Source organism: Emticicia sp. 21SJ11W-3 (assembly GCF_024138715.1).
GTDB classification, from domain to species: Bacteria; Bacteroidota; Bacteroidia; order Cytophagales; family Spirosomataceae; genus Emticicia; species Emticicia fluvialis.
Map to the genome: position 1 here is coordinate 3,093,540 of NZ_CP092074.1, position 12,009 is coordinate 3,105,548.

9 protein-coding genes are annotated in these 12,009 nt (G+C 38.7%); 1 reads left to right on the forward strand and 8 read right to left on the reverse strand.

The features are described 5' to 3' along the window. Nucleotides 1-663: 663 nt before the first annotated feature. Nucleotides 664-1,710, forward strand: coding sequence for a VWA domain-containing protein (locus MB380_RS13085; protein ID WP_253523483.1), 1,047 nt, complete (start codon nt 664-666; stop codon nt 1,708-1,710). A 69-nt stretch (nt 1,711-1,779) separates the two neighbouring features. On the opposite strand, the gene MB380_RS13090 is transcribed toward MB380_RS13085, so the two are convergent. The 8 genes from MB380_RS13090 to MB380_RS13125 form a co-directional block, all read right to left on the reverse strand. After that, complete coding sequence (locus MB380_RS13090; protein WP_253523485.1) at nt 1,780-5,925, reverse strand: restriction endonuclease; 4,146 nt, start codon at nt 5,923-5,925, stop codon at nt 1,780-1,782. A 223-nt stretch (nt 5,926-6,148) separates the two neighbouring features. Further along, nucleotides 6,149-6,532 (reverse strand): hypothetical protein, encoded by a 384-nt coding sequence (locus MB380_RS13095; protein ID WP_253523487.1) that lies wholly within the window; start codon nt 6,530-6,532, stop codon nt 6,149-6,151. Continuing rightward, nucleotides 6,529-7,047 (reverse strand): phage holin family protein, encoded by a 519-nt coding sequence (locus MB380_RS13100; protein ID WP_158237951.1) that lies wholly within the window; start codon nt 7,045-7,047, stop codon nt 6,529-6,531. The genes MB380_RS13095 and MB380_RS13100 overlap by 4 nt, the downstream gene beginning before the upstream one ends. A gap of 34 nt (nt 7,048-7,081) precedes the next feature. Beyond that, nucleotides 7,082-7,612 (reverse strand): N-acetylmuramoyl-L-alanine amidase, encoded by a 531-nt coding sequence (locus MB380_RS13105; RefSeq protein WP_253523489.1) that lies wholly within the window; start codon nt 7,610-7,612, stop codon nt 7,082-7,084. 14 nt (nt 7,613-7,626) lie between these two features. After that, nucleotides 7,627-8,712 (reverse strand): SGNH/GDSL hydrolase family protein, encoded by a 1,086-nt coding sequence (locus MB380_RS13110; protein WP_253523490.1) that lies wholly within the window; start codon nt 8,710-8,712, stop codon nt 7,627-7,629. Between the two features lie 341 nt (nt 8,713-9,053). Beyond that, nucleotides 9,054-9,536 (reverse strand): hypothetical protein, encoded by a 483-nt coding sequence (locus tag MB380_RS13115; RefSeq protein WP_253523492.1) that lies wholly within the window; start codon nt 9,534-9,536, stop codon nt 9,054-9,056. Nucleotides 9,537-9,585: 49 nt separating this feature from the next. Then, on the reverse strand, nt 9,586-11,532 hold the full coding sequence (locus tag MB380_RS13120; protein ID WP_253523501.1) for a hypothetical protein: 1,947 nt from the start codon (nt 11,530-11,532) through the stop codon (nt 9,586-9,588). A gap of 23 nt (nt 11,533-11,555) precedes the next feature. Further along, on the reverse strand, nt 11,556-11,990 hold the full coding sequence (locus MB380_RS13125) for a hypothetical protein (RefSeq protein ID WP_253523503.1): 435 nt from the start codon (nt 11,988-11,990) through the stop codon (nt 11,556-11,558). Nucleotides 11,991-12,009 lie beyond the last annotated feature (19 nt).

The window sequence follows — 12,009 nt, forward strand, 5'->3', positions numbered from 1 at the left end:
ATTAATTTATTGTAGGTAACCGGATAAAATTAATTGATAATGTTCTACCACGGTGTATCACTGAGTTTTGCACAGAGTGACACGTAGAATGCATTGTCAAACTGTGTAACTCGGTGTTTTTTTACTCTGTGAAACTCAGTGGTTTATAGTTTTAATGGCAAATAGTATTTTCTCATTACTTAGGTTCATTTGAATAACTATTAAGAATATAGTAGAACCGAAACTAAAAATACCTCCGCCATCAGCAGAGGTATTTCCTTAATCAAACAATTAACAATTTAACTGTCCTATGGAACAGCCCTAATAAGCATACGTTTATTAAGATTTTTGCCGGGTGGCTGGTCTTACGCCACATCTATGTTCTAACCCCTGCGGGGCTTGCATTTTGCCTCAGGCGGCGCATATCTACGCTATTGTTTTTCAAACTTATTCAATCAGGCCCACAAAACCAATTAAAAAAACATTAATAGCAAGCCTGTGCACACCTGCCGAAATAACGGCTGGTCTATACGCAACCCAGCCTGCGCCACCATAAAAAATGATTTTTGTGCGCGCTGAATCAGATTCGGGATTTTTTTTCGTTACAAATGCAGATGGTAAACTGAATGATTGGTTAATTTGCAGCCCCAAACGTGCAAGTACTTTAAAAAATCCATATATAACATGACCCGTAAGACATTTTTAAACGTAACGCTGATGCTGATTGTATTGTTTTTTAATTCCTGCGGAAGCAGCATTGAAAACAACTGCCCCAATATATCATACAGCGACCTGAAAATCAGCGTTGTGCAAGAGCCGAAAATTATACCCGGCAGCAGCAAACTAAGCATGATACTCAAGGTAGACGAAAACTTTAACAAGTTTATGCCGGTTTCCGGCCTTACCACCGGCAACTTTAAGGTTTACGAAAAAGGACCCAACGACGACTGCCCCAACCCTATATCGGAGAGCGAGGCCAACAAGCAGTTTTCTCCCAGTCCACAGAAATTCCGCCACAACACCCTCATCGTGCTAGACCTCAGCGCCAGCGTAACCAGCAGCACGTTGTCGCAGCTGAAAAGCTCAACCACCAGTTTTATTAACAATATTATTACCAGCAACGGCGACAACTCGTATCTGGTGGGTGTGTCGTGGTTTGACGGCGAAGACAAGCTAAACACCCTGGTTGACTTTACGTCAGACAAAAACAAGCTCATCAATGCCGTGCAGAACATCAATGCCGGTATCACGAACGACCCCTCTACCGACCTCTACGGAGCCGTTATCAAGTCGGTCGACAAAGCCGAACAACGCCTAAAAGACCTGCAGAAAGAAAGCTATATATCAGCCTTTTCGATAGTGATTTTCACCGACGGCACCGACCAGGCCGCGCGTTACAGCAAGCAGGCGGCAATAAACAAAGTAAACGGAGCCAACCCGAAGATATCAATGTTTACCATTGGCCTGGGTACTGAAATTGACAAAACCGTATTGACCGCCATAGGAAAAAACGGAGCAGTTTTCCCCCAGAACAAAAACGAGCTGGAAGCCAAATTTGTAGAGCTGGCCCGCATCGTACGCGGCGAAGCCAACAGCTATTACCTGTTTGAATACTGTTCGCCCAAGCGAGCCGGCAAAGTACAACTGGTGCTGGTAGTGCAATACGACGCCAAAAAAGGCACCTACGCCACTACTTTTGACGCCACCGGGCTGACTAGTAATTGTTATTAGGAATCAGAACTCGATTTATATCTATCCCCCTCGCTTTGCCTGGGGGATTTTTGTGTGGAAGAATCTTGACTAAGCAAATATCTTTTCTAATATTGGCTTGATTTCTTTGATGTTTTTGTAGTCAATCTTTTGTAGGTAATATTCTCTTTCGAGTGAAAATAGACGGTCTTTAAAAATTGAAGTATTAATCTTATCAATTTCTGAGATATCAATGGAATTCAACTTCTTAAAAACTTCCAAAAAGATTTCATCTGATTTAAGAGCAATTAGCTTTAATGAATCAAAAAGAATATTGATAGGTTCAAACCTATCCCTTTCGTATATTTTATTGTTTAATACAAATTTTATTAAATCTACAAAAATTACAATTGACCTATCAACGGGTAATAAGTCTATGCCCTTTAAAGGTATTATAAAATCATTTCTATGATTTCTGAAATCTTCAAGAGATTTGAGCCAATTAGCATACCATTCAAGCCCCTCGATAAAGTTTGCTTCAATTAATATTAGAGACGCTTTATGAAGCGACTCACTCTTTCTAATTTTTAGTATTGTATTCCCTACTCTAGGCTTCATAATGTCCACCTTAACCATTTGCTCCAATAAACTCCAATGAAATTCATTACCAGAATCAAATACATTAAAAATGAAACGAAGTTCAACCACTTTGCCTCCTAACTTTAAGTAATTCTTGAATATACTTTCTAAGTAAATACAATTCTTACTATGCTTTTTTTCTAGAATACTCTTTATTAATGGAATCGCTTCAATGCAGTTGAATTTAGTACACCACTGAACCTGTAAGTCTGTTACAATTAAAGGTTGTGATTCATTTTGTAAATTTTCTAGAATTTTATTCTTCGCTTTATCAAAACCGATTAATGATGCAATCTTTTCAATAAATGTTCTTTCATCTTTGCTCCCTTTCGATTTCTCAAAACTGTCTCTTACTACAATAAAGCTTAACATATCTAATAGTATTTCCTCAGGAACACTTATACCCAAGTTTAAAAAAAAGTCTGCATAGTACAATTCTAAATACCTGTATGACCAAGAAAAGTCTTCATTCTCAATTATTGCTGTTCTAAAAATCAAATTTTCCACATTTTCATTACACCATGTTTGCAAATATTCCAATGCATCACAAGGAAAACTTATATCATTATGTAATAATCGATGAAACTCCTCAATGATATACGAATTCCAATTTGTATCATTATCTATCCAATTGAATACTTGAGATTTGCGGACTTCCTGAATTTCATTCGAAAAAAAACTTCGTAAAAAATCACCAATAATATTATTATCCTCAAGTTGCCAATTTCTTCTATCACCATCGAACTCAGATCTGTTAAAATTATCCTTTGCAAATCTTTCAAAAACTTCCAATACGCAGTTTTTAAACTGATTTCTATTTAGGAGTAAATAGAAATCTTTTTGGGTTTTAATGAGTCTTTCCTCTTCCCAGTTTTTTTGTTCTATATATACAAAGTAATTATTACTAATACTATTCAATTCCAATCTTAGTTGTTCAGACCACTCATGATTTGAATCGTTTGTAATATGAATAATATACCATAAATCTTCTTTTGACAAAGTGCGATTTTGAAAGTTATGGATACAATCCTGCAATAATTGATTATCCAGCAACCCATTAAAATCTAACTTCCAAATTTGTTTTCCACTTTTATGCTCATCCCAAATATCCCAAAAGACCTCCTTTTTTGATTTTGATTTAATCATAAAGACCAAAAAACATTTGGTTGTTTTGTTTTTTTGATAGCAACTAGAATTTAAAAAGAGCTGCAATATTTTTTTATAAATTTCTTCATTTTGGTTAAAAACTAAGAACAAATTATCAAAAAGAGCGTTAAAAAGTTCTTCTATATAATAATGACCCCAATTTAGAAAAGATTGTCTTGCATCTAAATCAACACTAATCTCTAGTAAAAAATCTAAGATAATCCTTAAAGATTCTGGACTTTTAATTTCTCCCAAACCTTGATATAAACTATCTCCAGTAAAATGATAAGATCCATTCCCTGCTTGTAATGTTTCTTCAAATAACCTGATTGCCCTTATATAAATATCCAAATATTTTTCCAACTCTCCAGACATATTTAAGTAACAGACCACATCTTCAATTAACCAATACTCATTCTTATCTTTTGCCTTACCAACTAATATTTCAGTAATTCTTTCGTCTATTAGTTCAAGATCAATAATTATTCTTATAACTGCTTCAACAACTTTTTTTTCGTTCGTTTGAAGTAACTCGCAAAAAATAGAAATCATTTCGTTCTCTAACCCCCAAAGTTGTAGTTTATTCGTTTCCATTAAACAATATAATGCCTCTCTTCTTATAAAGGAATCTTTGCTTTTTACTACGTCAAGTAAATATTCTAAAACCTCAGGATTTTCATTTAGCCCAGCAAACTCCGTCAAATTTTTACCGAGTATCTCCCAGCTTTTGTATTTTCTATCTGCAGACGATACAATTTTTTTGAATGACTTTAACCTCAAGGGAAGTGGAAAAAACTTATATTCAATATTTGCAAGGATATTTGATTCCTTTTCAACTATTAAATTAATAAGAGGTTCAAATAATGGAATTGAAGTTGGTATTATTTCAAGCAAGATTCCAATTGTATTAAACCACTTAGGTTTAATTTTTTGAAAATCAGGAGGAAAAGTAATTGCTTGTAACAAATCAGTCCAGGAGAAAGAAAAAAGAACTTTAGCAGCCAAGTATTCCTGTAAAATATTATGCTCAAAAGAAATAGATTGGTCATTAACCTCTACTATACTCATCTTTCTTAATTTCTCGAACTCCTGACTTGTAAAAATTTCATTTAAATCATTGAAAGTTAAACTATTCCGACCAAGAAGATTCATTGCAAATGCAAGCCTCTCTAATAATTTCAAGTAAGAATTTTGCTCAAAATAATCAATCCCATATCTAGTAAAATCCTTGTTGATTTTAAGATCAAAAATTCTCTCAATCAATTGAACTCTAGTCGTTGGTATATTATTTAAATCCTTCTTATAAAACTCAATAAAATGCTGTAAGCAAAAAGGACTTCTTAACCAATGCTTAATATTCTTGTAATCAACTAAATCCAAAAAGTTTCCGACTTCGTTTTTAGATAAAAGTAACGAAGCATATTCTTGCATATTAAAATCACTAAATTCAGTTAAGGTAAATACTTCAAATTCCTTTAATTGACTAGATTGAATCACAAAATTGGTACGTGAAGATAAAACGATAGTAACATCAGGATTAGCCTCAATAAACTGACCTAATCTTTTGAGAAAATTCTCTCTTTCTTCTGTCTTTACTTCATCAAGGCCGTCTAAAAGCAACAGAAGTTCTCTCTTTGGAATACTTTCCCACTTAGAAATGTATTTGGTAATTAAATCTGGAATTTCCTGATTTACATAGTTTTTAAGAGAAATAAAAACTGGGAAATAGACATCCTTTTCAACAGAAGAATAGTAATGAGCTATAAACTTTAGTTCGGTTGACTTACCAATCGTCGCTTCACTTTTGATTAAAACTAAATTTGGGATTTTTTCAAGACTATTATTGAAAATATCTATTGATGAAGTTTGAACAGTTTCATTACCTTCATTTTTAATCCAGTGCAAAACTCTTTGTTGATAATACTTTGGACATGCGTATTCTATTCTTTTAGGCTTGAAAATTAGACCCTCTAATGCATGTTCACCATTAAATTCCTTTACCCATTCTACACCAAATAAATCGAGTACAATCTTTGGGTATTTCTTTAGTAAAGCATTCAGCCTCTGTTCATCCCACAATTCAAAAAGTATGCCTTTTTCATTCAACCTTATTTCAGATTTCCTTAATTCACTCTCAAAATTTCTATTAATACTTACTTTAGTTACAAGTATAAATCTCTTGGTTTGTTCTATAATATCCCCTTTTTCAAATACATCAATAATATTCTTTAAATCTTTGTGTGTAAGTTTTTTTACTTGCTTACATTGTATGCATACCAATTTATTATCTTCAGGATTAAAACCTCTAATATCAATCCCTTCTTGCCTATGCCCTTGGCTAAGATATAATCTTACATTTAAAAGTGTTGGAAATTCTTTCTCTACTAAATCTCTACTCAGCCTTTCAAAGTTTTGCCATGAAAGTTTGTGATAATCTAGGGCATTATGCTTAGGACTAACTGGTGGTGTCATCTTTGTTCTAAAAACCTTCAAATTTTAAATTTCTACATTGTATTAGCATAGTTGCATTGAAACGCTTATACCTAAAAGTAAATTTACGAAAATAATCTAATATAAGTTGACTTCTCAATGAGAGATGATATTCAATTCTGTATATATACGAAATTGTATTTACAAAAAAACAACCAACCCAAACGGGCTGGCTGTTTCGGTAAATCCCCTTATTTGTAAAAAATCAAAACAGTTTCTTTTTCTGTCTGGCTTTTTCGAGGTCTTTCTGGAGTTCAAGCACGCGGGCTTCCAGTTTAGAGCGGTCGCGGTTGATTTTGATAACGCTGTCGCGCATCACGGCAATGACCGACTGAAACGAGGCCGTCATGCCTTTGCTAAGGCTGTAAAGTTCGGTAGCGTTTCGGGTGTCTATCAGGCTTTTGGCCAGCCATTCTTTATGAATCCGCAGGGAGTCCTGCAGTGCCTTTTTCTCGGCCACCAACGTTTTGTTTTCTTTCGTAACCACCTTGTAATCTTTCAGTTTTCTGAATGCTCCCTGCGCCCAGATGGTGCCTCCGATGGTTGCCAGAACGCATACCCCCAATATGATTTGTCTGATACGGTTCATTGTCTGGCTTGGTTGGATGGGTTAGGAATCTGGTCTGCATCTCCGCCCGAGCTGATGAAAGTCTCAACTTTGTCTATCACGGCGGTTGGCATTCTGATGCCGAAAATCCGGCTCAGATTATCTTTAATCGACAGAAATTCGATACCTGCAAAAAACAGCATGGAGGTCATCATCGGGATATTGAGGTAATAGCTGTCAACAAAAGGCGCACCGTCTTTGATGTTCATGAGGAAGAGCATCATCGTGAAGGTCCAGAGGGCCATCAGGAAAATAACATAACCCAGCACCTTTTTAACACCTTTTTCTTTCAACAATTTATAGTCGTAAGTACCGGTTTTTTTAGCCAAACGTACACCAATATACGTATCAATTGAAATCATAAAAAAAAGGAAAATAAACAGCACTCCGTCTACCTGCCACGACTGCACCACAAATTTGAGCAGCGTAGATAGTAAAGCAAAAAATGACACCATGTAAGGATGGTCTATGATTTGCTGTTTGAAATTAAGCATCATTGTTTTCATTGTTGTGTGGAAATTAATTGGTAATCTAAAACTTGCTGGCCAGTACGTTTGTTATCTCCTCAACCAATAAGTCGAAAAAAGTATCATACTGCTGCATATCATATTTGTTTGATATAAAGCAGACCTCAACCAGTACATTTAAACCCAGAGGCCTCATCATGCCGAGCTTTTTATGCTGGCTGTCGCGCTCGCGTTTTACGCCCCTGTTTCTGATAATGAGCGTTGAGGCGATTGTATCAACCAATGATTTAGCCAGCGCAAGCTCGGTGGCATTGGCGTCATCGGCCACGAAGACCTCACATCCGGTGGCCGTGGGGCCACCGGCATTAAAGTGGAAATCGCAGATGATATCGCCAGGTTGAGAGATTTTCCTGATTTCATTAATGGTCTGACTTAAATTCCAGGCGTCGTTATCATTCCAGACCTGCGCGCCCTTTTCCCTCAACGATTGAGTAACAGCATTGCGGAGCCTGATTGTTTCCTCCGCCTCATTTCTCCCGGCATACACAGCACCCGGGTCTTTCCGGTTATGCCCGGCGGTTATTATTAGTTGCATGGGGGGAGTTAGGGCTAAAGCATGTTCATTGTTAAGAATGAGTCAAGAACATTAAACATTGCTTGGTGGCCAGAATTATTTGGATGAACTCCATCGTTGAGGTAATAATTGGAAAGGACAGTCCTATCAAAGGAATTAGCAAGGTCGCAATAAAATACATTTTGATTTGCTGCTTCATAAACTGCTAATTGCATTTTTCTTCTTAAATTTTCAAGGATTGTTTCTTCATTACTGTTATTTCGCGGTGAAGCCCCCAAATAAATTTGCTTTGCATTTGGATATTTAATACTATTGTAGGCAATCTCAGATTTTATATTAACGTAATATTCTGCTTCACTGGTGCCTTGAACGGCATCGTTTACTCCCAACTGATAAAAAATATAATCAACTTGTTCATAATCAAAATAAGAATTTCTCCTTAAGTAGTCAAACCATTTTGAAGTTGTTCCTCCCCAAGTTTTTGCGATTAACCTTACCCCATTAGGAGTTCTATCAAATAACCTATTCCTTATTTTCCAATTTAACATGTTTAACTTATTTGTAACGCCATAGCCATCTGAAATTGAATCGCCCTTCCATAAAATTATCTTGCTAGCACCTATATTAAAATCATCTGTCAAGTATTTGCCAATGTAGGTTACACCAAAGTCGCAATTTGTTTTGTCGGAATCATAAACTTTTCTAACAAAGCAAGACATCGCGGCACCTAAAGTTTGACCTTGATAGCCTCCATTAGCAATTAAATGGACAGGAATTACAACAGAACCCCCTCCATCAGGCGTAGTCGCGAAAACATTTGCATTTGCTGTCCAAGTTCCAACGCCGGAAAGCCCTAGTCCAGACCCTAAATTGCCCCCGGTCTGCACAAAAAATAATGCTTTTTTATTAGAATGGACTATAATGCTTTCAATGTATAAAGCCTTTAAGTGAGAAACTGAAATACCCCCAATTACTTCCCCAGCTCCAATTGTTGATGATGGAAATATTCCGTTATTGGCGGAATACGACATTAATATGCTTCCATTATTACCAACACCATCCCCCTCTTGCATTAGTCTACTTATATATTCTTTGTTATACTGTTGAGAAACCGGAAACATAGATAAATTGTTTAAAATGTAAAAAAACTAATTCTGATCCTAATGAATTTCCTTCCTGTCTTTTAGGTAAATCCAATGTTGATACTTTTTTTAATTAAATTGGAAAAAAAACACTTTTCTTTCTGTTTAACTACCCATGAAATTTATAAAATTGATAATGATATAATCGATTATTACATTTAAAAAAAATGTAAGTTCTTCAAATCAAATTACCGTTTCAAATTCATAAATCTTATAGTACATTTAGACTATTAATTTTAAATATTTAGCACTTGAATAAATAACATTGATAGACTCAAAAATTGAATAAAAAAATACTTTCAAAATTTTTAAAAAGTTGGCTACATTTCTTCAGTCGCAGCAATCCATAACAATGTTTCATTAGGATAGATAATATAAATTGCACTCTTTATTCCTTTCCTCTCATCGTTTTCCACCCGCACCAAAGTATCAACATCAACTGTAAGGGCAAGCATTTCTGCGTAGGTGCTCACGGTTACAGAACTTAATTTACCACTCAATGCCGCCTGTTGAGCTACGCTTATGGGCTTTGCGGCGTCTGAGGTGTTGTCTACGTTACTTAACCCTACCTGGCTTTTGTTTAGCCCTGATACCGTGTTTCCGGTTATGGTTAATCCACTAAAGGTGGGTGCTGCCGCGGGCCCTAATTCCTGGGGAAGTATCTTCAGAGTAATGTCGTCTTCCTCCTGGCTCGCTAACAATTTCAATCCCTCTTCAACCACTATAACTCTATACAGCCCGCCTACGTCCGGACGGGTGTCGTCGGTACTTACATACCCTAATGCCAATTTTGTGCTACTCATAAAAACCGTCTTTAAATTTTCTGGACACTAATTAATCTTATGCACCGATTCAGACATCCCCGTGCAACCCGTTCTTCTTTACTGCTACACCCTTAATTGAAGTGTACTGTATCCATACCTGAGCTGGTGTCAGATTTCCTGCCCCCGGAAACGTGAAAGTCTCCCACAATGGGTCCTTTATGCCTCCTTCGTTCAGCACGCGGGTAAAAGTTACGCCATTCACCGTGTTACCAATCGTTACGGTCAGGGTTTCGCCAGCTTCCAGCCGCGGCTCTGCCAGCAGTATATCCAGATGATTGGCTCTCAGGCGACCCAGCCCGATTAGCTCTGCACGGGGCTGAATGTGCATCGGGTCTGTAAAAACACAAAGTTGGTCGTTACTGCCGTAAAGGCCGAAGTCACGGTTTTTCATCCGGATGGCATAACTAATCGCCAGCGACTGCCGCTCGGCGCCCAGATGCACGTTTTTGGTGTAGGCATCCAAGCCCTCAATACCCGCTTGCGTAAAAGCGTTTCCTTCGTTTGTCAAAGGGTACAAACCACTTCCGTCGTCAGTAAAGCCCAGCGTGCCTGTCCACCCTGCCCACCAAAGCACCTTATCGGTAAACATAAAGCCCATTACCACATACAGCTTGGTTGTGTATCGGTCCAGCGGCCTGTAAGCGTTTGTCCAACTGTTGCTTTCGTTGGTTGTGCGCAGCATCCAGCAGGTTTTATAAGGCCCGTTAATTACATTGCTGATGTCATTGCTTCCGGCAAAGGCTCTCAGGTTAAACACCGCGTTGGCATAATGGGCATAGCCGCCGTAAACTGCCAGAAATGCCTCATGTATCCAGTGCTTGTAAGGGCCCTGATCATCATTGACAGGGTCGTTTTCGTGGCCTTCATTGGGCGACCAGTGCATGTTCAGGCCTCGCTGAACTTCATCAAAACCGTGATCTACAAAATCGCGCTCTCCACTTCCGTCGTTCACTATCGCTCCGCCCGACTTCTTATACATGGCTGTACTGAGCGGTAATGGCGCCGACGGATAAGAATACAGAATATTAAAATAAATATTCTTATGCTGAAAGTACGCATCAATGGCGCCGGACGGCTCCTGATAGTTGACTCCGGCCTTCATAAAAGGATACAGCTTCTGCCTGTCTGGCACAGCATCGCCATCATAATAAAAGCTACTCTGCCGCCAGAATGCCCTGTACTGCCTGATTGCCGGTTTACCATATACGATACTCACAAAGTCGGGATTATCGACTAAAGCAGCATTATGAAACCCCTTGTAAAAAGCGGCTGCTTTGGCCTCAGACCAGCTGCCCAGCTCAATATCCCAGTGCACACGCGGAATCCTGATTACCTGGTTGTTTTTGTCTCGGCGCGTACCACCAGCACCAAACATGTTGATGTTGTACTCTCCGGCTCCGTTGATTTCATTTTGCTCAACAGAATCAAAAGCGTAACGCTCAGGCGGAATGTTCCAGGTGTAGCGTTCTGAAACCGGCATGGCCGTTGTGTCAAACGCCCGGTTATGGTCAAAGGCGGTAGCCAGCCCCAATGCTCTGATGCCCTCGGCATTTCCTCTGAAAAGCGGCGCATCGCCCCACCATAATTCGGCCCTGATACTGCCTGATGGCGACACCGGAACTGATGGAAAAACTGACAAACCCAGCGAGTTCATGTTTGGAATATCCGTTAAGCCGGAAATCAGGCCGGGCAATACCGATTGTTCCCAGTTAAGGTTGGGGTTCTCCAGCACAGGCACTTCTCTGTACACTACCGGCATATTCAATTTTGCTTCCGTGAGCGACTCCTCCAGAGACGTACCCTTTACCTGCCCGCCTCTGTTCAGCGGCTTTCCGGTGGCGTCGGTCGTAAACCAGAGGTATTGCATCTGGTTGCCCACTTTTCGCTTAAATACCTTCGCAAAGTGGTCTGCTCCCTCTTTTTTTACTAATACTTCGCCCTCTGCATCTACCAACGGACTAACACCTATTGCCATATCCTTTTTGTTTAAACTTGTGCTTAATTTTTTACCAACCCTCTTCTTGACAGCAGCAGCAGCGCTGCCCTTACCATGCTTATACCGTCCTTGTTCAGGCGTTTATCCAGCCTTTCGGTGTCGGTCGGTATTTTGCTTAATTCAACCGGCCTGAAACTCCCTGCAAATGCTGCCTCGGTTATTCTGTTCCATTCGGCATGGGCTTTTTCGGTTTCTGCTTTTATTTCGGCATCCAGCGCCGCCTGTTCTTCAGCATTTGTATCTGTGTTTTTTTTCTTTTCGTGCAGGGGCTTCAGCTTTTTTGTTAGCACGCTCTGAACGTTTTCGAGCGAATCCTGCACCGGCTTTACTTTTTTGCTTTCTTCCAGCAATTCAAGTGAGTATCCAAAATCAATTCCGGTCATTTCCAGAATCACGTCATAGTTTGCTGCTATGGTCAGCGCTTCGTTGTTGGTCATATTTGTAGCTTAATTTTTT

Bases quoted from the DNA above. Each gene is read 5' to 3' on its own strand.
- MB380_RS13085 (WP_253523483.1), top strand. From the start codon at position 664: ATGACCCGTAAGACATTTTTAAACGTAACGCTGATGCTGATTGTATTG.
- MB380_RS13090 (WP_253523485.1), bottom strand. From the start codon at position 5,925: ATGACACCACCAGTTAGTCCTAAGCATAATGCCCTAGATTATCACAAA.
- MB380_RS13095 (WP_253523487.1), bottom strand. From the start codon at position 6,532: ATGAACCGTATCAGACAAATCATATTGGGGGTATGCGTTCTGGCAACC.
- MB380_RS13100 (WP_158237951.1), bottom strand. From the start codon at position 7,047: ATGATGCTTAATTTCAAACAGCAAATCATAGACCATCCTTACATGGTG.
- MB380_RS13105 (WP_253523489.1), bottom strand. From the start codon at position 7,612: ATGCAACTAATAATAACCGCCGGGCATAACCGGAAAGACCCGGGTGCT.
- MB380_RS13110 (WP_253523490.1), bottom strand. From the start codon at position 8,712: ATGTTTCCGGTTTCTCAACAGTATAACAAAGAATATATAAGTAGACTA.
- MB380_RS13115 (WP_253523492.1), bottom strand. From the start codon at position 9,536: ATGAGTAGCACAAAATTGGCATTAGGGTATGTAAGTACCGACGACACC.
- MB380_RS13120 (WP_253523501.1), bottom strand. From the start codon at position 11,532: ATGGCAATAGGTGTTAGTCCGTTGGTAGATGCAGAGGGCGAAGTATTA.
- MB380_RS13125 (WP_253523503.1), bottom strand. From the start codon at position 11,990: ATGACCAACAACGAAGCGCTGACCATAGCAGCAAACTATGACGTGATT.